Annotated in this window: 24 protein-coding genes and 3 tRNA genes; 16 read left to right on the top strand and 11 right to left on the bottom strand. The window is 74.2% G+C overall.

The genetic code is table 11. The annotated features are described in order from the left end of the window. Positions 1 to 70: 70 nt before the first annotated feature. From ABZ810_RS36000 to ABZ810_RS35980, 5 genes are all read left to right on the top strand, one after another. Complete coding sequence (locus ABZ810_RS36000) at positions 71 to 814, top strand: cytochrome d ubiquinol oxidase subunit II (protein WP_358410935.1); 744 nt, start codon at positions 71 to 73, stop codon at positions 812 to 814. Between the two features lie 13 nt (positions 815 to 827). Continuing rightward, positions 828 to 2,492 carry a thiol reductant ABC exporter subunit CydD gene (gene cydD, locus ABZ810_RS35995; RefSeq protein WP_358410934.1) on the top strand — a complete coding sequence of 555 codons (1,665 nt, stop codon included), beginning with the start codon at positions 828 to 830 and terminating at the stop codon, positions 2,490 to 2,492. Further along, positions 2,489 to 4,471, top strand: a complete 1,983-nt coding sequence (cydC, locus tag ABZ810_RS35990; RefSeq protein WP_358410933.1) for a thiol reductant ABC exporter subunit CydC — start codon at positions 2,489 to 2,491, stop codon at positions 4,469 to 4,471. Before cydD ends, cydC begins: the two co-directional genes overlap by 4 nt. A 95-nt stretch (positions 4,472 to 4,566) precedes the next feature. Continuing rightward, positions 4,567 to 6,039 carry a M20/M25/M40 family metallo-hydrolase gene (locus ABZ810_RS35985; RefSeq protein ID WP_358410931.1) on the top strand — a complete coding sequence of 491 codons (1,473 nt, stop codon included), beginning with the start codon at positions 4,567 to 4,569 and terminating at the stop codon, positions 6,037 to 6,039. A gap of 138 nt (positions 6,040 to 6,177) precedes the next feature. Beyond that, positions 6,178 to 7,023 carry a 5'-3' exonuclease H3TH domain-containing protein gene (locus tag ABZ810_RS35980; protein WP_358410929.1) on the top strand — a complete coding sequence of 282 codons (846 nt, stop codon included), beginning with the start codon at positions 6,178 to 6,180 and terminating at the stop codon, positions 7,021 to 7,023. A gap of 53 nt (positions 7,024 to 7,076) precedes the next feature. Here the strand turns inward: ABZ810_RS35980 and ABZ810_RS35975 are convergent, their stop codons facing one another. From ABZ810_RS35975 to ABZ810_RS35960, 4 genes are all read right to left on the bottom strand, one after another. Next, a complete protein-coding gene (locus ABZ810_RS35975) occupies positions 7,077 to 8,864 on the bottom strand; it encodes a thiamine pyrophosphate-requiring protein (RefSeq protein ID WP_358410927.1) in 1,788 nt (595 codons plus the stop codon). A 141-nt stretch (positions 8,865 to 9,005) separates the two neighbouring features. After that, positions 9,006 to 9,078: transfer RNA gene (locus tag ABZ810_RS35970), tRNA-Arg, on the bottom strand. Between the two features lie 27 nt (positions 9,079 to 9,105). Continuing rightward, positions 9,106 to 9,180: transfer RNA gene (locus ABZ810_RS35965), tRNA-Cys, on the bottom strand. 32 nt (positions 9,181 to 9,212) lie between these two features. Continuing rightward, positions 9,213 to 9,285: transfer RNA gene (locus ABZ810_RS35960), tRNA-Asp, on the bottom strand. 352 nt (positions 9,286 to 9,637) lie between these two features. Between ABZ810_RS35960 and ABZ810_RS35955 the strand changes: the two genes are divergently transcribed. Then, positions 9,638 to 10,231, top strand: coding sequence for a GNAT family N-acetyltransferase (locus ABZ810_RS35955; protein ID WP_358410925.1), 594 nt, complete (start codon positions 9,638 to 9,640; stop codon positions 10,229 to 10,231). On the opposite strand, the gene ABZ810_RS35950 is transcribed toward ABZ810_RS35955, so the two are convergent. Further along, positions 10,222 to 11,004, bottom strand: a complete 783-nt coding sequence (locus tag ABZ810_RS35950) for a leucine-rich repeat domain-containing protein (protein ID WP_358410923.1) — start codon at positions 11,002 to 11,004, stop codon at positions 10,222 to 10,224. The two genes, ABZ810_RS35955 and ABZ810_RS35950, sit on opposite strands and share 10 nt — an antisense overlap. Before the next feature lie 40 nt (positions 11,005 to 11,044). Between ABZ810_RS35950 and ABZ810_RS35945 the strand changes: the two genes are divergently transcribed. The 4 genes from ABZ810_RS35945 (at position 11,045) to ABZ810_RS35930 (ending at position 14,650) form a co-directional block, all read left to right on the top strand. Then, positions 11,045 to 11,740 (top strand): alpha-ketoglutarate-dependent dioxygenase AlkB, encoded by a 696-nt coding sequence (locus ABZ810_RS35945; RefSeq protein WP_358410921.1) that lies wholly within the window; start codon positions 11,045 to 11,047, stop codon positions 11,738 to 11,740. Between the two features lie 59 nt (positions 11,741 to 11,799). After that, entirely contained in the window at positions 11,800 to 12,723 is a 924-nt protein-coding gene (locus ABZ810_RS35940) for an alpha/beta hydrolase (protein WP_358410920.1), read from the top strand. A gap of 125 nt (positions 12,724 to 12,848) precedes the next feature. Further along, a complete protein-coding gene (locus ABZ810_RS35935; protein WP_358410918.1) occupies positions 12,849 to 13,229 on the top strand; it encodes a YciI family protein in 381 nt (126 codons plus the stop codon). Then, positions 13,226 to 14,650 carry a DUF6596 domain-containing protein gene (locus ABZ810_RS35930; RefSeq protein ID WP_358410916.1) on the top strand — a complete coding sequence of 475 codons (1,425 nt, stop codon included), beginning with the start codon at positions 13,226 to 13,228 and terminating at the stop codon, positions 14,648 to 14,650. Before ABZ810_RS35935 ends, ABZ810_RS35930 begins: the two co-directional genes overlap by 4 nt. Before the next feature lie 84 nt (positions 14,651 to 14,734). Here ABZ810_RS35930 and ABZ810_RS35925 read toward each other — a convergent pair whose 3' ends face one another. From ABZ810_RS35925 to ABZ810_RS35915, 3 genes are read right to left on the bottom strand one after another with little or no spacing between them, the layout of a single operon-like run. Next, positions 14,735 to 16,408 (bottom strand): DUF885 domain-containing protein, encoded by a 1,674-nt coding sequence (locus tag ABZ810_RS35925; RefSeq protein WP_358410914.1) that lies wholly within the window; start codon positions 16,406 to 16,408, stop codon positions 14,735 to 14,737. 25 nt (positions 16,409 to 16,433) lie between these two features. Then, entirely contained in the window at positions 16,434 to 17,096 is a 663-nt protein-coding gene (locus ABZ810_RS35920) for a LysE family translocator (protein WP_358410912.1), read from the bottom strand. A gap of 60 nt (positions 17,097 to 17,156) precedes the next feature. Beyond that, positions 17,157 to 17,918, bottom strand: coding sequence for a hypothetical protein (locus ABZ810_RS35915; RefSeq protein ID WP_358410910.1), 762 nt, complete (start codon positions 17,916 to 17,918; stop codon positions 17,157 to 17,159). Between the two features lie 131 nt (positions 17,919 to 18,049). Between ABZ810_RS35915 and ABZ810_RS35910 the strand changes: the two genes are divergently transcribed. Genes ABZ810_RS35910 through ABZ810_RS35900 form a run of 3 tightly spaced genes read left to right on the top strand, consistent with a single transcriptional unit; the run spans position 18,050 to position 21,020 of the window. After that, positions 18,050 to 19,063 carry a MoxR family ATPase gene (locus ABZ810_RS35910; protein WP_358410908.1) on the top strand — a complete coding sequence of 338 codons (1,014 nt, stop codon included), beginning with the start codon at positions 18,050 to 18,052 and terminating at the stop codon, positions 19,061 to 19,063. Further along, positions 19,060 to 20,076 carry a DUF58 domain-containing protein gene (locus tag ABZ810_RS35905; RefSeq protein WP_358410906.1) on the top strand — a complete coding sequence of 339 codons (1,017 nt, stop codon included), beginning with the start codon at positions 19,060 to 19,062 and terminating at the stop codon, positions 20,074 to 20,076. Before ABZ810_RS35910 ends, ABZ810_RS35905 begins: the two co-directional genes overlap by 4 nt. Next, a complete protein-coding gene (locus ABZ810_RS35900) occupies positions 20,073 to 21,020 on the top strand; it encodes a VWA domain-containing protein (protein ID WP_358410904.1) in 948 nt (315 codons plus the stop codon). The genes ABZ810_RS35905 and ABZ810_RS35900 overlap by 4 nt, the downstream gene beginning before the upstream one ends. Positions 21,021 to 21,042: 22 nt before the next feature. Here ABZ810_RS35900 and ABZ810_RS35895 read toward each other — a convergent pair whose 3' ends face one another. Then, positions 21,043 to 21,858, bottom strand: a complete 816-nt coding sequence (locus tag ABZ810_RS35895) for a rhomboid-like protein (RefSeq protein WP_358410902.1) — start codon at positions 21,856 to 21,858, stop codon at positions 21,043 to 21,045. A 148-nt stretch (positions 21,859 to 22,006) separates the two neighbouring features. Here ABZ810_RS35895 and ABZ810_RS35890 point away from each other — a divergent pair, with 148 nt between their 5' ends. Together ABZ810_RS35890 and ABZ810_RS35885 are read left to right on the top strand one after the other, a co-directional pair. After that, positions 22,007 to 22,621, top strand: coding sequence for a methyltransferase (locus ABZ810_RS35890; RefSeq protein ID WP_358410900.1), 615 nt, complete (start codon positions 22,007 to 22,009; stop codon positions 22,619 to 22,621). Beyond that, positions 22,618 to 23,157, top strand: a complete 540-nt coding sequence (locus ABZ810_RS35885) for a TrmH family RNA methyltransferase (RefSeq protein WP_358410898.1) — start codon at positions 22,618 to 22,620, stop codon at positions 23,155 to 23,157. The genes ABZ810_RS35890 and ABZ810_RS35885 overlap by 4 nt, the downstream gene beginning before the upstream one ends. Positions 23,158 to 23,177: 20 nt before the next feature. On the opposite strand, the gene ABZ810_RS35880 is transcribed toward ABZ810_RS35885, so the two are convergent. Then, a complete protein-coding gene (locus ABZ810_RS35880) occupies positions 23,178 to 23,390 on the bottom strand; it encodes an EF-hand domain-containing protein (RefSeq protein ID WP_358410897.1) in 213 nt (70 codons plus the stop codon). A 302-nt stretch (positions 23,391 to 23,692) separates the two neighbouring features. Here ABZ810_RS35880 and ABZ810_RS35875 point away from each other — a divergent pair, with 302 nt between their 5' ends. Beyond that, positions 23,693 to 24,484, top strand: a complete 792-nt coding sequence (locus ABZ810_RS35875; RefSeq protein WP_358410895.1) for a glycerophosphodiester phosphodiesterase — start codon at positions 23,693 to 23,695, stop codon at positions 24,482 to 24,484. On the opposite strand, the gene ABZ810_RS35870 is transcribed toward ABZ810_RS35875, so the two are convergent. After that, positions 24,481 to 24,777, bottom strand: a complete 297-nt coding sequence (locus ABZ810_RS35870; protein ID WP_358410893.1) for a type II toxin-antitoxin system Phd/YefM family antitoxin — start codon at positions 24,775 to 24,777, stop codon at positions 24,481 to 24,483. The two genes, ABZ810_RS35875 and ABZ810_RS35870, sit on opposite strands and share 4 nt — an antisense overlap. Positions 24,778 to 24,915 lie beyond the last annotated feature (138 nt).

The raw sequence follows: 24,915 nt of genomic DNA, 5'->3' as shown, positions 1-24,915 counted from the left end.
CTTTGTGACCCGTGGCCTTCTGACCCGCGGGGGCGTTCGAGTCCGATCTGGATGTGAGTGGAGCCTGACGATGGAGATTCTGGCGATCGTGATGCTGGCGGTGTTCGCCGGCGCGTACCTGGTGCTGGCCGGCGCCGACATCGGGGTGGGGATGCTGCTGCCGGTGCTGGGCCGTTCGCACGCCGAACGGCGTCTGGTGATCGCGGCGATCGCGCCGTTCTTCCTGGGGAACGAGGTGTGGCTGGTGTCGGCGGCGGGGATCGTCGCGGGCGCGTTCCCCGGGCTGGAGCACCACCTGCTGGAGGAGCTGTTCCCGGTGTTCGTGGTGCTGCTGCTGGGCTGGGTGGTGCGCGACATGGGGTTGTGGCTGCGCGGCCGGGTGGACGCGGCGGCGTGGCGGTCGCTGTGCGACGGCGCGATCGTCGCCGGAAGCTGGGCGCTGGCGCTGGCGTGGGCCGCGCTGCTGGGGTCGCTGCTGGCCGGCGGCGGCCTGAACGCCGGGACGGTGGCCGGTCTGCCGCTGGCGGCGCTGTTCGCCGCGCACGGGGTGGCGCTGGCGCGGTGGCGGCTGACCGGTGTGCTGGCGGCGCGGGCCGAGCGTTTCCCCGCCCCCTACCCGCTGACCGGTGCGGCGCTGGCGGTGGTGGCGGTCCTGGCGGGGACGCGGCTGCCGTGGTCGGCGTCGGCGGCCGACGGGCTGGGCCTGCAGGTCACGGCCGTGACGACGGTGGTGCTGCTGCCGCTGCTGCTGGCCGCGCAGGCGCTGGTGTGGTGGACGTTCCGGGAGCGTGTGAGCGCCCCCTCGTACCTGTGAGACGGAGGTCGTGGTGAAGCCGGTCGAGGGTCGTCTGCTGCGCCGCCTGCCGCGCGGTGTGCTGGTGGCGCTGGGGCTGCTGGCGGCGGGGCAGGGTGTGCTGCTGGTCGCGCAGGCGGATCTGCTGGCGCGCGCGATCGCAGGCCTGGACGCGCGGTGGCTGGTCCCGCTGGTTGTGTGCGTGGCGGGCCGTGCGGTGCTGGCGCACGCGACCGGTGCCGTGGCGGCGCGGGCGTCGGCCGCGGCCAAGCGCGAGCTGCGCGGCGCGCTGCTCGCCCACCCCCGTCCCGCCGCTGCGGGCGGCGGAGGCGACCGGTCCGCCGCGGGTTCGGCGTCGGCGGGTGAGCGGGTGACGTTGCTGACGCGGGGCCTGGACGCGCTCGACCCGTTCTTTACCGGGTATGTGCCGCAGCTGCTTGCCGCGTGCGTGGTGCCTGTGCTGGTGCTGGCGCGGCTGGCGGCCGCGGACTGGGCGTCGGCGCTGGTGGTGGCGGTGACGGTGCCGCTGGTGCCGGTGTTCGGGGCGCTGGTGGGGATGCGGACGGCGGCGCTGACGGGCCGGCAGTGGGGGGCGCTGGAGCGGCTGGGCGGCCATTTCCGGGACGTGCTGGCGGGCCTGGCGACGTTGCGGGCGTTCGGGCGGACCGGGCACCAGTCGCGGGTGGTGCGGGAGCTGGCGGGCGAGCACCGGCGGGCGACCGTGGGGGCGCTGCGGGTGGCGTTCCTGTCGTCGCTGGTGCTGGAGCTGGTGTGCGCGCTGTCGGTGGCGCTGGTGGCCGTCCCGGTCGGGCTGCGGCTGCTGGACGGCTCGATGGTGTTGTCGACCGGGCTGCTGGTGCTGCTGCTGACGCCGGAGGCGTACCTGCCGTTGCGGGCGCTGGGGGCACGGTTCCACGCCAGCGCGGAAGGCGTCGCAGCGGCCGAACGTGCGTTCGAAGCGCTGGATTCGCCGTGTGAACGCACCGGTGGCGCGCTCCTCCGCGTTCAGGGCGCGCCGGAGATCGTGCTGGAGGAGGTGACGGTCCGCTACCCCGGCCGCGAGCGGCCCGCGCTGGAGAAGGTGTCGCTGCGGATCGCACCGGGTGAACGCGTCGCGGTCGCGGGACCGTCGGGGGCGGGCAAGTCGACGTTGCTGCTGGTGCTGCTCGGCCTGGTGGAGCCGGAGTCGGGGCGGGTCCTGGTGGACGGCGCCGACCTGGCGGAGCTGGACCTGGCGGCGTGGCGGCGGCGGGTGGGCTGGGTGCCGCAGGCGCCGCACCTGTTCGCGGCGTCGGTGGCCGACAACATCCGGCTGGGCGTACCGGACGCCACCGGCGAGCAGGTCACGGCCGCGGCGCGCGCGGCGGCCGCCGACACGTTCGTCGGTGAGCTCCCGGACGGGTACGCGACCGTGCTCGGTGAGGGCGGCGCGGGGTTGTCGGCGGGTCAGCGGCAGCGGCTGGCGGTGGCGCGCGCCTACCTGACCGGCGCGCCGGTGATGTTGCTGGACGAGCCGTCGGCGCGGCTGGACCTGGCCAGTGAACGGGCGCTGGTGCAGGGCGCCGCCCGGTCGCTGCCGGGCCGCACCGCGCTGATCGTGGCGCACCGGCCGGCGCTGGTGGGCCTCGCGGACCGGGTGGTGCGGATGCGCGGCGGCCGTATCGAGGACGGCACCCGCGACACGGAGGCGGCGGCATGACCGGCCACGACAAGACCGGCCACGACAAGACCAGGCAGGACAAGACCAGGCAGGACGCGGCCGGGCGCGGCACGCCTGATCAGGACACCGCCGAGAAGGACACGGGCTGGAACGGCGAGGGGCTGAGGGACGGGGACATGGCGTGGAAAGGCGGGATCGAGAAGGCTGCGGCTGGGTCGGGCACGGCTGGGTCGGGCGGGGGCGTGAAGGGCGGGGGGACGGTGCGGGGCGGTGGAGTGGCCGGGGTGTGGGGGGCGGTGCGGCCGTACGGGGTGCGGCTGGTGGCGGCGGGGCTGGCGGGTGTGGCGGCCGAGCTGTGCGGGCTGGGGCTGATCGCGGCGGCGGCGTGGCTGATCGCGCGGGCGGCGCAGCGGCCCGAGCTGGCGGCGTTGTCGCTGGCGATCGTGGCGGTGCGCGGGTTCGCGCTGGCCAAGGGGTCGCTGCGCTACGTGGAGCGGCTGGCCGGTCATGACGTGGCGTTGCGGGCGCTGGCGGAGCTGCGCGGCCGGGTGTTCGACGCGCTGGCGGTACGCCGGGGCGCGGTGGCGCGCGACGGTGACGCGCTGACGCGGATGGTGTCGGACGTGGACGCCGTTCAGGATCTGCTGCTGCGGGTGCTGCTGCCGGCGGTCGCGGCGGTGGCGTGCGGCGTCGCGGGTGTGGTGGTGTGCGCGGTGGCCGAGCCGGGAGCGGTGCGGGCGGTGGCGGCCGGGCTGGTGGCGGCGGGTGTGCTGGTGCCGTGGGCGGCGTGGCTGGCGGGTGGCCGCGCGGCCGGGCGGGCGGCGGCCGAGCGTGAACGGCTGGCGGTGACGGCTCTGGACGTCCTGGAGGGCGGCACGGAGCTGGCGGTGTTCGGGGCGCGTGACCGGTTCGCGGCGGCGGCGCGGGAGGCGTCGGTCCGGCTGGAGGCCGCCGAACGGTCGGCGGCGCGGGTCGCGGCGGCGGTGACGGCGGCGGGGTTCGTGCTGCAGGGGGTGACGGCGGCCGGGGCGGCGTGGGCGGCGATGCGCGCGGGCGCCGACGAGGTCGCGGTGGCGGTCGTGGCGTTGACGGCGCTGGTCGCGGTGGAGGCGGTGCTGCCGCTGGCGTCGGCGGCGCAGCGGCTGCGGGAGGTGCTGCCGGCCGTCCGGCGCGTGTCGGCGCTGCTGGCCGCCGCCCCGCCGTCCGCACCGACGCCGGGAGACGAGGCCGGAACTGGAGCTGGAACGGATGCTGGTGCGGGGCGGTCGGGCGGAACACCGCGCGGGCCGTTGCCGGTGGAGCTGCTGGGGGTGCGTGCGGTGTTCGGTGACCGGGTGGCGCTGGACGGCGTGGACCTGCGGGTGGAGCGGGGACGGCGCGTGGCGATCGTGGGCGCCAGCGGGGCGGGCAAGAGCACGCTGCTGGCGGTGGTGGCCGGTGCGGTGGCCGCGGAGTCGGGCGTGGTCCGCGTCGGCGGCCACGCCACCGGGCCGCTGGACGGCGGACGCCAGGCCGGGCAGGCGGTGCGCGGGCTGGCGCAGGACGCGCACGTGTTCGCCACCACGGTGCGCGGCAACCTGATGCTGGCGCGGCCGGACGCCACGCCCGGGCAGCTGGAGGCGGCGGCGCGGCGGGCGCGGCTGCTGGAGGTGGTGGCCGGGCTGCCGGACGGGTGGGACACGGTGGTGGGGGCGGGCGGCCGCGGCCTGTCGGGCGGGCAGCGGCAGCGGCTGCTGCTGGCGCGGGCGCTGCTGGCCGACCCGCCGGTGCTGGTGCTGGACGAACCGGCCGAGGCGCTGGACCCTGCCATGGCCGACGACATCACCCGCGAGCTGCTGACGTCGCCGGGCGGCGGCACGCTGCTGCTGGTCACCCACCGGCTGGCCGCCCTGGACGCCGCCGACGAGGTCGTGGTGCTGGATCGCGGCCGCGTCGTGCAGCGCGGCCCCCACACCGAGCTGCTGGCGCGGCCGGGCGCCTACCGCGACCTGTGGGAGTCCGAACTCCTCACCGCCTGAACACGGCCCGCTGACCTGCCGGATGACCGGGCGGTGATCGCACGGCGGCGCAGCGGGATTGGACGCGGCCCGGCAAAAGGGCTTGATTCATCGGCATGGAGAACAGTGACGCTCACGAGCGCGCCGGCTCCAGCCGCCGTGCGTTCCTGTCCGCCTCGGCCGTCACCGCGGCCACGGCGCCCCTGCTCGCGGACCAGGCGTCCGCCCGTGCCTCCGCCCATGCCTCCGCCCCGGCGTCGGCGTACGCCGGTCCCGGCGACCCGGCACCGGGACGCCCCATCACCCCCCAGCGCCCCGACGCCGGGCTGCGCGACCTGCTGCGGCAGGTGGACGCCCGCCGCATCCAGGCCACCGTCCAACGGCTGGTGGCGTTCGGCACCCGCCACACCCTGTCCAGCCAGGACGACCCGGCGCGCGGCATCGGCGCCGCCACCACCTGGGTGCACGACCGGATGGCCGAGTACGCGGCCGCGTCCGGCGGCCGCATGACCGTGGCGCGGCAGTCGTTCGTGCAGCCGGTCTCGCCGCGCATCCCCCAGCCCACCACCATCACCAACGTGATCGCGACACTGCGCGGGGACGCCTCCCCCGAACGCGTGTACGTGGTCACCGGGCACCTGGACTCGCGCGTCAGCGACGTCATGAACTTCACCAGCGACGCGCCCGGCGCCGACGACGACGCCTCGGGCGTGGCGGTGGTGATGGAGCTGGCGCGGCTGTTCGCCACCCGCCGCACCCACGGCACCCTCGTGCTGGCCGCGGTGTCGGGCGAGGAACAGGGCCTGTACGGGTCGGCGCACATGGCGGCGCAGCTGAAGGCGGCCGGCGCCGACGTGCAGGCCATGTTCAGCAACGACATCGTCGGCGCCAGCCGCGGCTGGGACGGCACCCGCCCCGACCCGTACACGGTGCGGCTGTTCGTGGAGGGCGTGCCGACGGCCGAGACGCCCGCCGAGGCCGCGATCCGCCAGTCGGTCGGCGGCGAGAACGACGGGCCGTCGCGGCAGCTGGCGCGGTTCGTGCACGAGGTGGCGTCCGGCGGCCACACCGGCATGGACGTGCGCGTCATCTGGCGCCGCGACCGGTACCTGCGCGGCAGCGACCACGTGTCGTTCCTGCGGCAGGGCTACCCTGCGGCGCGGTTCACCGAGCCGCGCGAGAACTACGACCACGAGCACCAGGACGTCCGGGTGGAGAACGGCGTGCAGTTCGGCGACCTGCCGCGGTTCGTCGACTACGCCTACATGGCGCGCGTGGCCAAGGTGAACGCGGCGGCGCTGTGGTCGCTGGCGCAGGGACCGGGCACGCCCGAGAACGTGCAGATCCTGGCGGCGGCGCTCACCAACGACACCACCCTCACCTGGGACCGCGGCACCGACGCCGGGCTGGCTGGCTACGAGGTGGTGTGGCGGGAGACGACCGCGCCGGAGTGGACGCACCGCATCGACGTCGGCGACGTCACCCGCGTCACCGTCGACCTGGCGAAGGACAACGTGCAGTTCGGGGTGCGCGCCGTGGACCGCGACGGCCACCGCGGCCCGGTCGCGTTCCCCCGCGTCGCCTCCTGACCACCACCCCCGCCCACCCCGACCCGCCCCCGACCGTCCTCGGCCCGCCGCTCCCCCGGCGAGCCGCCCCGCCCCGCCGCACCACACCCCGTACTGTGACGCTCCGTAATCGAACGTTCACGGAGACGGGTGGGGTGCATGGAAGTCCCGGTGCTGCTGGTCGACGGCAACAACCTGCTGTTCCGGGCCGCGCACGGATTCGGCGCCGCGCCGATCCTGTCACGCGACCAGGCCCGCGACCTGACCGGCGCGTTCGGGTTCTTCACGCTGCTGCGCGCCGCGATCCGCGACGAGGTGCCCGCCCCGCCGGAGGTCGTGGTCGCCTTCGACGTCGAGGGCGGCTCGGCGGCTCGCAAGCTCGCCGACCCCGCCTACAAGGCCAACCGGCCCGACGACCCCGCCGCGCGGCGTCCGCTGCTGTCGCTGCCCGACGTCAAGGCGGGCCTGGAGATGTACGGGATCGGCTGGGTGGAGCCCGACGGCGCCGAGGCCGACGACGTCATCGCCACGCTCGTGCACGCCTCGCACGGCCGGGACCGGCTGGTCATGTCGATGGACAAGGACTTCTACCAGCTGCTGGACCTGCCGCGCGTCCGCGTCCTCAACACCGCGCTGCGGCCCGGCGACCGCCTGGTCGGCGCCGACCGCGTCCACGCCAGGCACGGCGTCTCCCCGTCCCAGTGGGCGTGCTTCCGCGCCCTGTCGGGCGACCCGTCCGACAACATCCCCGGCGTCTCGGGGATCGGGCCCAAGACCGCCGCGGCGCTGCTGGCCGGCGGCCTGAGCGTCCACGACCTGCCGGAGTCGGGACGGCTCACCGGCGCCAAGGGCACCCGCGTCCGCGACCAGTTCGACCAGCTGCTGGCCTGGCGGGAGATCATCGAGCTGCGGACCGACGTGCCGCTCCCCCGCACCCTCACCGGCTCACCGAGCCCGTTCCTGCCGCCCGCCGCCGAGGTCCTGGACAAGCTCGACCTCTGGTGACCCGCAGCCGGTGACCCGCCGCCCGCGACCCGCAGCCGGCGACGCCAGGCGGGTCAGCCGTGGCGGCGGACCTCGAACACCTCGGCCATCTTCTGCCGGAACGCCGCCGCCGCGACCCCCACCCGGTCGGGGTCACGCCACAACGCCTTGGCGGTGTTCCTGGCCTGCTCGGCCAAGACGTGCGGCGGCAGCGGCGCCACGTTGGCGTCCACCACGAACTCCAGCACCACCGGCCGGTCGGCCTCCATCGCCCGATCCCACGCCGCGCCCACATCATCAGGGTCCTCACAGCGGATCCCCGTCAACCCCAGCAGCTCGGCGTACGCCGCGTACGGCACGTCCGGCAGGTCCTGCGACGCGGGGAACCTCGGGTCGCCGCCCATCGCGCGCTGCTCCCACGTCACCATGTTCAGGTCCCGGTTGTTCAGCACGCAGAACACCAGCGGCGGGCCCGCCAGCCGCTCCGCGTACCGCGCCACCGTGATCATCTCGTTCATGCCGTTCATCTGGAACGCGCCGTCCCCCACGAACGCCACCACCGGCCGGTCCGGATGCGCGAACCGCGCCGCGATCGCGTACGGCACCCCCGGCCCCATCGTCGCCAGCGTCCCCGACAACGACGCGCGCATCCCCGCCCGCAACCGCAGCTGCCGCGCCCACCACGTCGTCCCCGACCCCGAATCGGCCGTCAGGATCGCACCGTCGGGCAGCCGGTCGTTCAGCTCCCACGCCACCAGCTGCGGATTGATCGCCTCGAACCGCTGCCGCGCCTGCCGCTCCATGATCCGCCACCACTCGTCCACGTCCGCCTCGACGCCACGCCGCCAGTCACGGTCCTCCTTGTGCTCCAGATAGGGGATCAGCAGCCGCAGCGTCTCCCGCGCGTCGCCCGCCAGCCCCGCGTCCACCGGGACACGGCGGCCGATGCGGCTGGCGTCCTGGTCGATCTGCACCACCCGCGCCCGCCCCTCCTCCGGCAGCCACTCCGCGTAAGGGAACCCGGTCCCCACCATCAGCAGCGTGTCGCACTTCATCAGCATGTCGTCACTGGCCCGCGACCCCAGCAACCCCACCGGCCCCGTCACGAACGGCAGATCATCGGGCAGCACGTCCCGGCCCAGCAAAGCCTTCGCCACCCCCGCCCCCAGCAGATCGGCGACCTGCGTCAGCTCGGCCGCCGCACCACGCGCCCCCTGCCCCGCCAGGATCGCCACCCGCTCACCGCCGTTCAGGATCTCCGCCGCGTCCCGCACCGCCGCCACCGGCGGCACCGTCACCGCCCGGTACGACCCGACCCCCGAGAACACGCTGCCGTGCGCACGCGGCGGCGCCGTCACCGCGTCCTCCTCCTGCACGTCCGCGGGAAAGATGAGGGTGGCCACACCCCGTGCCGCCGCGGCCACCCTCATCGCCTGATCCACCAGATGCCGCGCCTGCGACGCCGTCATGCACACCTGCACGTACTCCGACACGTCCTTGAACAACGACGCCAGATCCACCTCCTGCTGGTAGCCGGCGCCCAGCGACGGCCGCCGCTGCTGCCCCACCAGCGCCACCACCGGCACATGATCCAGCTTGGCGTCGTACAGGCCGTTCAGCAGATGGATCGCGCCCGGCCCCGACGTCGCCATGCACACCCCGGTCTCGCCGGTGAACTTGGCATGCCCGCACGCCATGAACGCCGCCATCTCCTCATGGCGCGGCTGCAGGAACTCCGGATCGTTCTTGGCCCGCTCGAACGCCCCCAGGAAGCCGTTGATGCCGTCCCCCGGATAGCCGTACACCCGGTGCACGCCCCACTCCCTCAGCCGCGCCAGGACGTAGTCGGCCACCTGCGCCATCTTTTCGCTCCTCCGGATCGCGGACTCGGGTCGCTCACCAGCCGCCGTACCCGGCCCGCCACCGGCAAACATTCACCACCCGCCCGGAACCCCTCACAGCCGGTAACGGAGAACGCGAAACGCCGACTTCGCCACCAGATGCCTCCCCGGCAGGAATCGAACCTGCGGCGCCCGGTTTCGGAAACCGGAGCTCTGTCCTCTGAGCTACGGGGAGCCCGGCCCAGGGCCAATCCCCGGGCCGTGGAGACGCAGGCGGGAATCGAACCCGCGTAGACGGTTTTGCAGACCGTCGCCTGAACCACTCGGCCACTGCGTCCAGCACCCGCCCCCGACCACAGGGGCGGGCAGCGACCCCGATGGGATTCGAACCCACGACACCCGGCGCGACAAGCCGGTGCTCTCACCACTGAGCTGCGGAGCCAAGACAACACAAAGAAAGAAAGGGCGAAAAAAGAAGAAACCGCCGTTCCCTGGAGCGGGAAGGCGGCCGGAGAACCCGTCGTCACACAGGAATCAGCGATCCGCCCGCCGCCGCGTACACCCGGTACGCCGCACACGCCGGGTACACGGCGTGACCCGATCGGCCCGATCGCACAGGCGCTGCTTCATGTCCCGGCTCCTCTCCCAGTCGGCGGACCTCACTGCCCCTTTAGACTGCCCGCGACCCGCAACGGTCGCAACGCATTTTCCCCGCGGCGACAAGAGGCGGCACGAGGCGGCACGAGGCGACGCGAGGCGACGCGAGGCGACGCGAGGCGGTTAAAGTCGGCCGGATGGCGCCGGTTCTGACCACCGAACGACTCACCCTGCGCGGATGGCGCGAGGACGACCTCGCCCCGTTCGCCGAACTCAACGCCGACCCCGCGGTCATGGAGCACTTCCCCGCCACCCTCGACCGCGCCGCCAGCGACGCGCTCGCCACCCGCATCACCGCCGGATTCGCCGCACACGGATTCGGGCTGTGGGCCGTCGAGACCACCGCCGACCGGCGGTTCATCGGCTTCACCGGCCTCAGCGTGCCCGGCTTCCACGCCCCGTTCCTGCCCGGCGTCGAGATCGGCTGGCGGCTCGCCCGCGGTGCCTGGGGCCACGGCTACGCCACCGAGGCCGCACGCCGCGCCCTGCGGTTCGGGTTCCACGACGCCGGGCTGGCCGAGATCCTGTCGTTCACCGCCACCGGCAACACCCGCTCCCAGGCCGTCATGCGCCGCATCGGCATGACCCACGACAGCGCCGCCGACTTCGACCACCCCGACCTGCCCGAAGGGCACCCGCTGCGCCGTCACGTCCTCTACCGCGCCACCGCCTCCTCGCTCGGCCGACCGACCCAGCAGGGCCCGGATCAGCAGGGCCCAGATCAGGCGTAGACGACGCAGCCGCGCGCCTCCAGATCCCCCACCAGACCAGGCTCCAGGCGCAGCCGCGCGTTCCAGCGCAGGTCGAGCTTGTCCAGCGACGGCAGGTCCGCCACCCACCCGGGCAACACCCGCAGGTCGTTGGCGCGCAGATCCAGATGCCGCAGCGCCCGCAACCCGCGCACCCCGCCGGGAACCGCGTCCAGATGGTTCCAGCGCAGGTTCAGGACGCGCAGCTCCGCCAGCGCGCCGACCGTCCCAGGCAGGCCGGTGATCTGGTTGCCCTCCAGATGCAGCTCGCGGAGCCCCGCCAGGCCGCCGATCTCCTCCGGCACCCCGGTCAGGGCGTTGCGCATCGCCCGCAGTTCCCTCAGCGCCCCGAGCCGGCCGACCTGCCGCGGCAGCTCCGCCAGCCCGTTGCCGTTGACGTTCAGGTAGAGCAGCCCCGCCAGGCCGCCGATCTCCTCGGGCAGGCCCGCCAGCCGCAGGTCCGCGGCGTACAGGTACCGCAGCCGCCCCAGCCCGCCCAGCCCTCCGGGCAGCGCCGCCAGGCGGTTGACGCTCAGGTCCAGCACCCGCAGGCCCGGCATCGCCCCTACCGGCGGCATCCGCTCCAGCCGGTTGCCGTCCAGGTAGAGCTCCTCCAGGGCCGTCAGCCCGGCCAGCTCGGCCGGCACCTGCGCCAGCCGGTTCCTCCCGACGTCCAGGCACCGCAGCCCGCGTTTCCCCCACACCTCCGGCGGGATCTCCGTCAGGCCCCTGTCGCGTAACCGCACCTCGTCCATGCCCCGACACTAGATCACCCACGGCGCGTAGGTTGGGGCGATGACGGCACTGATCCCCCGGCCCCGCGGCGAGCCCGCGCCCGGAGCGGTCCACGTGCCCGGCTGGCTGGACGAGGCCGCCCAGCGCGACCTGGTCGCGGCGTGCCGCGAATGGGCACGCCCGCTCGCCGGCATGCGCCGGACGCGGCTGCCGGGCGGCGGCGTCATGTCGGTGCGGACGGTGTGCCTGGGCTGGCACTGGGAGCCCTACCGGTACGTCCGCGAGGTCGACGGCGAGCCCGTCAAGCCGCTCCCGGACTGGCTGGCCGATCTCGGCGAACGTGCCGTCCGCGACGCCTACCCCGGCACCGAGACCTGCCGCGAGACCTGCCGCGACGAGTCCGCGCACATCGAGGGCGCGGACGGCTACCGGCCCGACATCGCCCTGGTCAACTTCTACGACGACGCCGCCAGGATGGGCCTGCACCAGGACCGCGACGAACGCGGCCGCGCCCCGGTGGTGTCGTTCAGCCTCGGCGACACCGGCGTCTTCCGGCTCGGCAACACCGAGTCGCGCGGACGGCCCTGGACCGACGTGCCCCTGGAGTCCGGCGACCTGCTGGTGTTCGGCGGGCCCGCACGGATGGCCTACCACGGCATCACCAAGATCCTGCCCGGCACCGGCCCCCGGGACATCGGCCTGACCGGTGGACGCCTCAACATCACCCTGCGGGTATCCGGCCTCGATGCCGGATGAACGCGGGGTGGATGATGAGTACTTCCTGCCACCCTGCTTTACACAGTAAGGTTCAAGGTATGGGGAGAGAACCCGACTACCTGGCCTACCTGCGCGCCCGCCTCGCCGCCGAACCACCCGCGGGCCGCAAGGGCATCACCCAGATCCGCGACGAACACGCCGCCGATCTCGCCACCCTCCCCCGCCCACCCGTCGAGGTGGTCGAAGACCTCACCATCGACGGACCGGCCGGACCGCTGCCCGCGCGCCTCTACCGGCCCGCCGCCGCACCCTCACCCTCCCCCGCCCTGGTGTACTTCCACGGCGGCGGCTGGGTGCTGGGCGACGTGGAGTCCTACGACCCCGTCGCCCGCGCCCTCACCCTGGCCTGCGGCATCACCCTCATCTCGGTCGGCTACCGGCGCCCGCCCGAACACCCCTACCCCGCCCCCGTCGACGACGCCGCCGCGGCCGTACGGTGGACCACCGCCCACGCCGGCCGCCACGGCATCGACCCCGCCCGGATCGGCGTCGCCGGAGACAGCGCCGGCGGCCAGCTGGCCGCCGCGGCCGCCTGGCGCCTGCGCGGCGACCAGGCACCGGCGCTGCAACTCCTGGTCTATCCCGCCGTCGACCTGCGCACCGTCCCGCCGGACCTGCCCGACCCCGACGGGCTGGAGTTCCCGCGCGGCGGCCTCGCCCGCATCCTGGAGCTCTACCTGCACGGCACCGACCGCACCCTGCCCGAGGTGTCCCCGCTGCTGGTCCCCGACCCGCACACCCTGCCGCCGACGATCATCGCCACCGCCGAGCACGACCGGCTGCGCCCGCAGGCCGAGCGGTACGCCCAGCGCCTCACCCGCGCCGGCGTCGACACCACCCTGATCACCGGCACCGGCCTGGACCACGGGTTCCTCGGCTGGGGGTCCTACGCCCGCCGCCCCGCCGAAGCCGTCGCCGAGATCGGCGCCGCCGTCCACGCCCGCCTCACCCGCCGCCGCTGACCCTTCCCCGGCTGATTCCCGGGGCGGGGCCGTTCTCCGGAATCGCTGTTTCCCCGACGTTGTCGATTCCGGCGGGCCCCGTCCGTCATATGAACGACACGACGGCAAGCGGGAAGGACACCACCATGAAGTACATGCTGATGATGTACGACACCGACGAGGACTGGGCCGCCGTCCCCGAAGAGGACCTCAAGGCCGCCCTGGCCGAGCACGAGGTGTTCATCGAGTACCTGGAAGGGCGCGGCATCGCCTGGTCGGGGGAGGCGCTGCGGCCCGCCTCGGCCTCCACCACGCTGCGGCCCGGCGACGCCAAGGCCGGATCCGGCGGCGGCCTGACCGTCACCGACGGCCCCTTCGTGGAGCTCACCGAGCATCTGGGCGGCTACTACGTCGTGGAGGCCCGCGACCTCGACGACGCCCTCGAGATCGCCCGGCACTGCCCCATGGGCGCCGGCATCGAGGTGCGGCCGATCTGGGACGTCGAGGACCCCGAGCCGGACGCGTGACCGACCCGGACGCCCAAGCCTCCGCCGGCGCGAACGCCTCCCCCGGCCTGGAGGCGGGCGCGGACGTCAGCGTGGCGGCGGGCGCCGGCGTCGGCGGGTCCGGGCCCGCGGACGAGGTGGAGGGCGCCGCGGTGGAGGGCGCCGACGTGAAGGGCGCCGACGTGGAGGGCGCCGTGGCGGAGGCGCACCGGCGGGGGTGGGCGGCGACGCTCGCCACCGTCGTGCGCCTCACCCGCGACCTGGACGCCGCCGAGGACGCCGTCCAGGAGGCGTTCGTCGCCGCCCTGGCCACCTGGCCGCGCACCGGCGTGCCCCGCAACACCGTCGGCTGGATCACCACCACCGCGCGCCGCAAGGCGCTGGACCGCATGCGCCGCGACACCACCCTGGCGCGCAAGCTGCCGCTGCTCATCCTCCCCGACGCTCCCGAAGACGGCGACGCGGCAGGTCACGCCGTCGGGCAAGGGGCGGGCGGGCCCCAGGACGACCGGCTGAGGCTGATCTTCACCTGCTGCCACCCGGCCCTGGCGCCGCAGGCGGCGGTCGCGCTCACGCTGCGGCTGGTGTGCGGGCTGCACGTGCCCGAGATCGCCCGGCTGTTCCTGGTGTCCGAGCCGACCATGGCCGCCCGCCTCACCCGCGCCAAGAAGAGGATCCACGAAGCGGGGATCCCCTACCGCACCCCGTCCGGCGACGAGCTCACCGAACGGCTCCCGGCGGTCCTGGCCGTCGTCGCGCTGCTGTTCACCGAGGGGCACACCGGCAGCCGCGGCACCACCCTCACCCGGCCCGAACTGCTCGACCAGGCGATCCGCCTCGCCCGGCTGCTGGCCGACCTGCTCCCCGGGCACAGCGAGATCACCGGCCTGCTGGCGTTGCTGCTCCTGCTGGACGCCCGCCGCGCCACCCGCGTCGACGCCGCCGGTGACCTGGTGCTGCTGGCCGACCAGGACCGCACCCGCTGGAACACCACCCTGATCGCCGAAGGCCGCGCCCTGGTCGAACAGGCCCTGCGCTCCGCACGACCGCCCGGCGCCGGCCCCTACGCCGTCCAGGCCGCCATCGCCGCCCTGCACGCCGAGGCCCAGTCGGCCGCCGACACCGACTGGCCGCAGATCGTCGCCCTCTACGACGTCCTGCTGGTCACCCACCCCTCACCGGTCGCCGCGCTCGGCCGCGCCGTGGCGGTGTCGATGGCCTCCGGGCCCGAACGCGGCCTGGCCGAGCTCGACGCCATCACCGCCGACCCGCGGATGGCCGGCTACCACCGCCTGGACGCCGCCCGCGCCGACATGCTCCAGCGGCTCGGCCGGCACGCCGAGGCCCGCGCCGCCTACCGCCGCGCCGCCGGCGGCGCCCGCAACCCCGTCGAACGCGACCACCTCGCCGGACGCGCCCTCCCACCGCCCGACGCGCCCTGACCCGCCCGCCCGGCCGTCCAAGCCCCCACGGACAAGATCAGCCCCGGGCGCGATCATCCAGCCGCCCCGCCGCCTGAACGCCGGTCAGGCGGCGGCGAGCTCGGTGCGCAGCAGGTCCAGGCCCATCGGGCCCAGGTCCAGGGCGCGGCGATGGAACTCCTTCAGGTCGAACGCCGCACCCTCCCGGCGCCGCGCCGCCTCACGCGCCTCCAGCCACACCTTCTCGCCCACCTTGTAGGCGATGGCCTGCGCGGGCCGCCCCAGATACCGGTCGATCTCGAACTCCACCGCCGTGTCCGGCGTGGTGTGCGCCCGCAGGAACTCCAGCGCCAGCTCCGGCGTCCACCGCTCACCCTCGTGGAACCCGGCGCCGCGCGGGATCTCCAGCTCCAGGTGCAGGCCGATGTCCAGCACGATCCGCGCCGCGCGGAACCGCTGCCCGCCCGCCCACATGCCCAGCCGGTGCGCCGGGTCACGGAAGTAGCCCAGCTCGCCCATCAGCCGCTCGGCGTACAGCCCCCACCCCTCGCAGTGCCCCGGGAACAGCTCGCTGGACAGCCGCTGGAACCGGTTGAGCGTGCCGGTGTTGAGGGTGGTGACGCCCAGCTGCAGATGGTGCCCCGGGACGCCCTCGTGCACCATCGTCGCCGGCACGCCCCAGGTGACGATCTCCCGGTCGGGGTCGGCGACGCCCCACCACACCGTGCCGGGCCGCGACAGGTCCTCGGCGGGCGCCAGGTAGTAGACGCCCTCCTCGGCCGGGATACGGCAGTCGACCCGGTGCAGCGGCTCGGGGATGTCGAAGTGCGTGCCGTGCAGCTCGGCGATCGCGCCGTCGGCCAGCTCCTGCAGCCACGCCCGGAACCTCTCGGCGCCCCGCACCCGGTAGCGGGGATCGGCGTCCAGCGCCGCCAGCACCGTCGGCAGCGGCTCGCCCGGCAGCACCCGCTCCGCCGCGTTGTCGATCTCGGTGCCGATCCGCGCGAGCTCCTCCCACCCCCACGCGTAGGTCTCCGCCAGGTCGAGCCGCGTTCCCAGGAAGTCCCGGACGCCCAGCTCGTAGCGATCACGTCCCAGCGCGTCACGTTCGGGCGCGTACGGGGCCAGCTCACCGGCCAGGAACGCCCCGAAACCGGCCAGCGCCCGCGCCGCCTCGCCGCACGCCGCGTCCAGCTCGGGCCGCAGCGGCCCCTCCCCGTAGGCGGCCGCCAGGCCCGCCACGTACGCCTCGGTCTGCGCCGACGCCCGCACGTTGCGCAGCACCTGCCGCCGCGCCACCACGCGGCCCTCCTGCCGCGCCCGCGTCAGCGTCGTCCGCAACCCCTCCAGCGATCCCGGCAACGCCCGCAGCCGGGCCCGCATCGCCTCCCACGGCGTGGCCGGGCCCTCGTCCAGCAGCTCGAACGCCTGACGCAGCCGCTGCACCGGCCCGTCGATGGTGTCCATCAGGTGGTCACTGACCCCGGCCTCGTCCAGCGCCAGCTCCACGTGCAGGCGTTCACGCAGCACCGCCGCCGCCACCCGCCCCGCGCCGCCGGCCCCGTGACCCGCGCCGTTGCCGGCCCCGTCGCCCGCGCTCAGCGCGTCCAGGTCGGCCAGCGTCCGCCGCGACAGGTCGGTGCGCGCGGCGAACCCCTCCGGGCTGTAGTCGGTCAGCGCCGACTCCTGCCCGGCGATGCCCATCAGGGCCGCCCGGCACGGATCCAGCGCGGCGAAGTCGTCCACATACCGGTCGGCGAGATCATCCAGTGCGGTCACCGCCCCAGGCTAGGGCGTCCCCGCACTACCTGGTCTCGGCGGCCAGCCGGATGCCCAGGCCCACCAGGACCACCCCCGACACCTGCTCCAGGCGCCGCCGCACCCGCGGCCGCTCGAACCACCGCCGCGCCGCCGCCACCAGCCACACGATCCCCGAGTACCAGACCAGGTCGATCAGCGCCCACATCGCCGAGAACAGCAGCAACATCGCCAGCACCGGCGCCCCGTCCGGCACGAACTGCGGCAGGAACGACACCGCGAACACCCCCGCCTTCGGGTTGGCGAAGTTGGTGATCAGCCCGAGCCGGAACGACCGCCACCCCGGCACCACCACCGGCCCCTCCACCGGCCCCTGCACCGCGTCACCCGCCGAAGCGACCTCGGCCGCCGGCGTCTCCGCCGCGCCGCGCCGCGCCCGCCACAGCGCCTTCACGCCGAAATACACCAGCACCGCCGCACCCGCCACCCGCAGCCCGTCATAGGCCAGCTCGGACGCCGCCAGCAGCGCCGACAGGCCCAGCGCCGCCGCCACCCCCCACATCAGCACACCGGTCTCGTTGCCCAGCGTCGTCAGCAGCCCGGCACGCCGCGACCGCATCGACTCGCGCATGATGACGACGGTGCTCGGCCCGGGGGCCATGGCGATCAGGACCGCGGCGCCGGTGAAGGCGATCAGGCTCTCCAGCATGCCGCCATGCTGGACTCACCCAGCCGCCCCGCGCAACGCCGATTCACCGCGACGAACGCCTCACAGCGGCCCGCCGCCGTCATCACCGTCACCCGGGGACGGCGACGGCGCGGTATCGCTCGGAGACGGCGTCGGGGTCGGCGACGGCGCCTCGGTGGTCTCGTCCGGCGACGGCGTCGGCGTCTGCAACGTCGGCTCCGGCGGCGGGGGAGGCGGATCCTCGGCCTCCGGCTGGCAGGCGAACAACACCAGCATCAGCAACGCCAGCACCACCAGCACCGCCGCCAACGTCAAGATCGCCGACACCAGGCCGCGTGCCGACCGCTCCGCCGGAGCCGGCACCGGCGGCGGCGCGGGCGGACGCTCCAGCGCCGGGCCGCCCGCCCCCAGCCAGTACGGCTGGAACTGCGGCCCCCGGCGCCGCCCCACCTGACCGGCCCGCCGGCCCCGGAACGACCCCTCCAGCAGCACCGAATCCAGAAAACGCTCCGCGCCCAGCCGATCAGGCCGGTCCACGTCGTAGTCCACCGCCACCCACGGCGCCGGCCCGTCCGGATGCGCCGCCACCACCGGCGCCGGCCCCGCCGGATCGAACTCCGGCGGCCGCCCCGGGCCCGGCAGCGACGCCGTGATCGCCGCCCGGAACCGGTCCCGCGCCGCCGCGTCACCCGCCGCGCCCCGCGTCAGCACCGCCACACTGGCCCGCCGGCCCTCGTGGTCCTCCCCCAGGTACACGATCCCCGCGGAGGTCTCCGACAGCCGCGCGGACAGCCGGAACGGACCCAGCTGAACCGGATCCCCCGGCGGCAACGGCCTCGACATGGGCGCCAGACTAACAACCGTCACAGCCCGCTGATCACCGAGCACGTGGGGATACCGCGCGATTGGGTAGAGATGATCGCGTAGGGTCGAAAGGGCGCCCGCCCGCACCAGGAGACAGCGAGGACTCCCAGATGACCGTCGCCGCTCACGATGTCGACCAGGCCGCCGCGCTGCTCCAGCGCACCGTGGCCGAGGTCCAGAAGGTCATCGTCGGCCAGGACCACATGGTGGAGCGCATGGTCGTCGCCCTCCTCGCCAAGGGCCACTGCCTCGTCGAAGGCGTCCCCGGCGTCGCCAAGACCCTCGCCGTCGGCACCCTCGCCCAGGTCGTCGGCGGCACCTTCGCCCGCCTCCAGTTCACCCCCGACCTGGTGCCCTCCGACATCGTCGGCACCCGCATCTACCACCCCTCCACCGAGCAGTTCGACGTCGAGCTCGGCCCCGTCTTCGTCAACTTCGTCCTCGCCGACGAGATCAACCGCGCGCCCGCCAAGGTCCAGTCCGCGCTCCTGGAGGTCATGGCCGAACGGCAGGTGTCCCTGGGCGGCAACACCTACCCGCTGCCCAAGCCGTTCATCGTCCTGGCCACCCAGAACCCGATCGAGTCCGAAGGCGTCTACCCGCTGCCCGAAGCGCAGCGCGACCGCTTCCTGATGAAGATCGACGTGCACTACCCCGGCGCCCACGAAGAGCTCCAGATCCTCCAGCGCATGAGCGTCGACCCGCCCGAGGCCACCCCGATCCTGGACCCCGACCGGCTCACCACCCTCCAGCGCGCCGCCGAAGAGGTCGCGGTGCACGAACTGGTCGCCGACTACATCGTCCGGCTCGTCATGGCCACCCGCGAACCCGAGCAGTACCGGCTGCCCGACCTGCGCCGCGTCATCGAGATCGGCGCCAGCCCCCGCGCCACCCTCGGCCTGGTCGCCACCGCCCGCGCCCTCGCCCTGCTCAACGGCCGCGACTACGTCCTGCCCGACGACGTGCGCGCCGTCGCCCGCGACGTCATGGCGCACCGCATCGTCCTCACCTTCGACGCCCTCGCCGACGGCGTCGAGACCGCCGACGTCGTCGGCCAGATCATCGCCGCCGTCCCACCGCCCCGCGTGGTCTGGAACCACGGCGTCGCGGTCACCGCACGATGACCTCGCCCCGGCGCCCGCGCCGCGGCGGCAAACTCGCCGCCCTCGCCCCAGAACGCACCCTGCGGCGGCTCGAACTGCAGGTCACCCGCCGCCTCGACGGCCTCCTCAACGGCGAGCACCTCGGCCTCATCCCCGGCCCCGGCACCGAACTCGCCGACGCCCGCCTCTACCAGCCGGGCGAGGACGACGTCCGCCACATGGACTGGGCCGTCACCGCCCGCACCACCACCCCGCACGTCCGCGACCTCATCGCCGACCACGAACTCGAAGCCTGGGCCCTGGTCGACCTCACCCCCAGCATGGACTTCGGCACCGGCGCCATGGTCAAACGCGACCTCGCCGTCGCCGCCCTGGCCGCCGTCGGCTTCCTCACCGTCCGGCTCGGCGACCGCGTCGGCAGCTACCTGCTCCGCCAGGACGGCCTGCGCCGCCACCCCGCCCGCACCGGCAAGGCCGCCATGTACGCCATGCTGCAGGCCATCCTCGACGCCGAGCCCGGCACCCGCGACCCCGCCGCCCCCGACCTGCCCGCCGGCATCTCCGCCCTCGACCGCGGCCAGACCCGCCGCGGCCTCCGCGTGATCATCTCCGACTTCCTGCCGCCGCCCGACGCCCTCGACACCACCGGCCCCGGCGGCCCTGACGGCTCGGCCGCCCTCGGCGGCCCGCCCGCCTGGGAACGCCCCATGCGCCGCCTCGCCGTCCGCCACCAGGTCCTCGCCGTCGAGATCATCGACCCGCGCGAGCTCGACCTGCCCGACGTCGGCCTCGTCGAGATGACCGACCCCGAGACCGGCGCCGTCCACGAGATCGTCCTCAACAAGAAGGTCCGCGAACGCTACGCCGCGGCCGCCGCCGCCCAGCGCGCCCAGACCCGCGACGCCCTGCGCCGCAGCGGCGCCCACCACCTCGTCCTGCGCACCGACCGCGACTGGATCGCCGACGTCGCCCGGTTCGCCCTCCGCCAGCGCCGCGCCGCCGGCCGCACCGTCGCGCCGGGGGTGCGCGCATGACCTTCCTGTCACCCGAACGATTCTGGCTGCTGATCCTGCTCCCGCTGCTGACCCTGGCCTACGTGCTCATGCAGCTGCGCCGCCGCCAGTACGCCGTGCGCTTCACCAACCTCGCGCTGCTCTCCCAGGTCGCGCCCAAACGCCCGGGCTGGCGCCGCCACCTCGCCGCCCTGCTGTTCGTGGCCATGCTCCTGCTCATGATGATCGGATTCGCGCGGCCCGCGTCCTCGGTCAAGGTCCCCCGCGACCGCGCCACCGTCATGGTCGCCGTCGACGTCTCCCTGTCCATGATGGCCAAGGACGTCGCCCCCGACCGGTTCGGCGCCGCCAAGGAGGCCGCCAAGAAGTTCATCCAGGACCTGCCCGGCCGCTTCAACGTCGGCGTCGTCTCCTTCGCCGGCAGCGCCAACCTCGTCGCCGCGCCCTCCGCCGACCGCGAGGCCGCCATCGCCTCCATCGACCAGCTCGTGCTCGCCAAGCGCACCGCCATCGGCGAAGCCGTCTTCACCTCGCTGCAGGCCATCCGCTCCTTCGACTCCCAGGCCAGCAACGACCCACCGCCCGCCCACATCGTCCTGCTGTCCGACGGCGACAACACCACCGGCCGCACCGTCCAGGAGGCCATCGACGCCAGCCGCGCCGCCCAGATCCCGGTCTCCACCATCGCCTTCGGCACCCCCTACGGCACCGTCGACATCGAAGGCGAGACCACCAGCGTCTCGGTCAACAAGGAGACCCTGCGCACCCTCGCCGAAGGGAGCCGCGGAAAGGCCTACGAGGCCGCCGACGGCGGCCAGCTGTCCGAGGTGTACGCCAACATCGGCAGCTCCCTGGGCTGGAAGACCGAACACCGCGACATCTCCGCCCGCTTCACCGGCTTCGCGCTGCTGTTCGCTCTCGCCGCCGGCGGCGTCTCCCTCGTCTGGTTCTCCCGCCTGCCCTGACCGGCCCCGGCTCCAGCCCGGCTCAGCCCGCCTCCGCCTCAGCCCCCACCCGGGTCGAACGCGGCACCGGCGGCGTCCTCGGCGGCAGGCAGCGCAACAGATCCGGCGGCCGCCGCGCCGGCGCCACCCGCAGCAGCGCCCACGCCGCCAGCAGCCCGCACGACGTCGCGAACAGATGCCCCAGGTTCCAGATCGTGTGCATCACCACCGCCGGCGCCACGATCCCCACCACCAGGGACACCACCCCCGCCACCAGCCACCGGCCGCGCATCAGCAGCACCGCGGCCGCACACCCCGCCACCATCACGTAACTGACGCCCACGTCCGTGGTGATCGCCAGCTCCGCCGGCGCCCGGCCCGTCCGCAACGCCCGCGTCTCCACCGCGGCCGTCAGCAACGACCCGAACACATGCCCCGACAGCCCGATCACCAGCATCCGCGGCGTCCCGTACCGCCGCTCCCCCCACGCCACCACCGTCACGTACAGCAGGATGTACAGCACCAGGCCCGCACCCCGGTCGGCCACCCACCACATGCTGTCCAGCAGCACCTCCAGCGGCGCCCGCGCCAGGTTGCGCAGGTTCGTGCTCTGCAACGTCGTCAGCAACTCGATCAGCTTGGGCGGCGCCGTCCGCTGCACCAGCGTCGACCCGGTGAAGATCGCCACGTACGTGAACGTCGCCGGCGCCGACAACACCCACGCGTGCAGCCACCGGGTCCGCGGCGACCACCGTTCCACCAGGCCGGACGCCCACGGGAACCAGCGCCCCAGCCCGCACAGCACGTACCACACGACCACGGCCACCAGGCAGGCGATCAGGACCGTCCTCGAAATCAACCAGGCCTCCAGCCCCGCCCGCCACCGGCCCCGCAGGACCGCCCGTCCCCGAGTGACCACGCTCCGTCACGTCTGACGTGCACCTTCTCACCCACGGAACGGCGCCGGGCGCAACGACACCCGCCCAGCGCTGATACGGTCGGCCGACGTGGGGGAACACTACTTCGCGCCCCGGCCCGGCGCCGCCAGCAAACCGCGCAGCATCGACCTCGTCCTGCCCGACCTGCACCTGCGCCTGGAGACCGACCGGGGCATGTTCTCGCCCGACCGCGTCGACCTCGGCACCCGCATCCTGCTGGAGACCGTGCCCCCTCCCCCGCCCTCAGGCACCCTGCTCGACCTGGGCTGCGGCTACGGCCCCATCGCACTCACCATGGCGCGCCGCTCGCCGCAGGCGAGCGTTCTAGGGGTGGACGTCAACGAGCGCGCGCTCGACCTCGCGCGGCGCAATGCCATCGCCGCCGGCCTTGACAATGTAAGGTTCAACCTGGCGGAGGAGACCGACCCCGGCCTGCGCTTCGAGGCGATCTGGTCCAACCCGCCGATCCGCATCGGCAAGGCCGCCCTGCACGACCTGCTCCTCACCTGGCTCCCCCGCCTCACCCCCGGCGGCCTGGCCCACCTGGTCGTCCAGAAGCACCTGGGATCGGACTCCCTGCAGCGCTGGCTCAACGACCAGGGCTTCCCCACCGAGCGGATCGCCTCCCGGTCCGCCTTCCGCATCCTCGCCGTATCCGCCCGTACCGAAGGCCCTGCCACATGACCACGCCCGAACGCAGGCAGCTGCGCCCCACCGACGTCAAGCGCCTCAACCGCGACTGGCGGCGGCGCACCGACGCCCGCCTCGGACTGCTCGTCGAATCGGTCACCCAGCCGTTCAACATCGGCTCGATCATCCGCAGCGCCGCCGCCTTCGGCGTCGAGCACCTGTGGCTGGCCGGCAACGCCACTCCCCCGACCCACCGCAACGTCGCCAAGACCGCCCTGGGCACCGAGCGCCTCCTCCCCTGGAGCCACGCCGGCACGGCCGCCGAAGCCGCCGAGGCCGTCCGCAAGGAGGGCCTGCGCCTGGTGGCCGTCGAGCTCACCGGCGACGCCCTCCCCCTCCACGAGGCGCCTCTGGACGGCGACGTGTGCCTGGCCGTCGGCGGAGAGGACCACGGCTGCTCCCCCGCCCTGCTCGCGGCGGCCGACGCGGTCGCCTACATCCCGCAGGTCGGCCGCGTCGGCTCCCTCAACGTCGCCGTCGCCACCGCCATCGCCCTCGGCGAGGCCCGGCGCCGCGAGTGGGCCGGCTGACCCGTCACCGCGCGCCGCGGCTAACCCCGCTGCAGCAGCGCCGCGAACTCCTCCAGCGAGATCTTGCCGTCGCGGTTGCCGTCCGCCTGCACCACGACCTCCACCGCGCGCGTCTCGCTGATGTCCTGCCCGAGCGCGCGCATCAGGTTGTGCAGCTCCTCCGCCGAGATGTAGCCGTCGCCGTCCACGTCGACCATCTCGAACGCGGCCTTGTACTCGTTCACATCGGACATGGGGCACACCTCTCGTCACGGGAGCATTCAGCCCAAGGAAGCTAGCACCTCGCCAGTCCCGGAATTCAGGGCTTTGGAAGCGCCGCCGGGCCGGTCAGACTCAGGAGCCCGGCCGGACTCGCACCGACATCACCTTCAGGCTCCGGGCCATCGACGAGGTCGCCAGGCTCGACAGGCGTAGGGCCATCGGTCTGTGCGGCACCCTGCTCACCAGGGGACGGCGGCGTCATCGGCCGGGGCCTTGACAAAGTAAGGTAAGGCCGAAATCGCGTTGGGGCGACGCGATCGTCATAATCGGGTGAGTGCCGCGCGACTACGCCTTCCTGGACCATCCCGGCCCGATCCCGTTCGCCCATCGCGGCGGGGCCGGCGGCCGTCCCGAAAACTCCATGGCCGCCTTCCAGCGAGCCGTCGACCTCGGCTACCGCTACCTGGAGACCGACGCCCACGCGACCGCCGACGGCGTCGTGGTGGCCTTCCACGACCGCACCCTCGACCGGGTGACCGACCGCAAGGGCACCGTCTCCCGGCTCCCCTACGCCGAGGTCGCCAAGGCCCGCATCGCCGGCAGCGAGCCCATCCCCCGGCTGGAGGACGTCCTCGGCTCCTGGCCCGACGCCCGCGTCAACATCGACCTCAAGGACGCGACGGTCATCGGCCCGCTCGCCGAGGCGCTGCACCGCACCCGGGCCTGGGACCGGATCTGCATCACCTCGTTCTCCACCCGGCGGCTGGCCCAGATGCGCGCCCGCCTGCCGCTGTTCACCGAACGCGACGTGTGCATGTCGCTCGGCCCGCGCGGCGTGATGGCGCTGCGCGCCAAGTCCTACGGCGGCGCCACCGACAAGCTCGTGCGCCTGGCCGCGACCGGGATCGCCTGCGCCCAGGTGCCGCACAGCCTGGGCCGGCTCCCCTTCGTCACCGAGGCGTTCGTCGCCAAGGCCCACGATCTGGGACTGAAGATGCACGCCTGGACCGTCAACGACGCTGACGACATGGCCCGCCTGCTGGATCTGGGCATCGACGGCATCATGACCGACGAGCTGGTGACACTGCGGCACGTGATGGCCGCGCGGGGGCTCTGGACCCGCTAACGCCCGAAGCCGGGAGGCCGGGGCGGGCCGCCGGGGCGGTACTCGGCGGCGATGCGCATGGGCCCCTGCGGGCGCACCGGGGGCCGCACCTGCTCGTCGGGGCGCGGGGCGGCCTGGGTGAGGTCGAGGCGCCCCTCCTTGAGGAGCCGCAGCAACTCCAGGTCCTCGGCCGAGACCAGGGCCGCCATCACCCGGCCACGGCGGGTCAGCGCGATCGGCTCGCCCGTGTAGGACACACGGTTGACCAGATCGGCGAAGTTCTTCCGCGCTTCGGTGACCGGCTGCTCATCCACACGATTCATCGTATAGCGAACCCTCCTCGTCTTCCCTTCCCATCAAATGTACAGTCCGTACCAACAGAGCGTTGCGTACGTAACGTACAGATGATCATGGAGGGCTCATGGACGGGACGGACGAGGTGTTCGCGCCGC

It is taken from the genome of Spirillospora sp. NPDC047279, from assembly GCF_040643285.1.
Taxonomy (GTDB): domain Bacteria; phylum Actinomycetota; class Actinomycetes; order Streptosporangiales; family Streptosporangiaceae; genus Spirillospora.
Note: the sequence above shows the minus strand (reverse complement) of the source record. Positions and strands in the feature narration are given on the sequence as shown.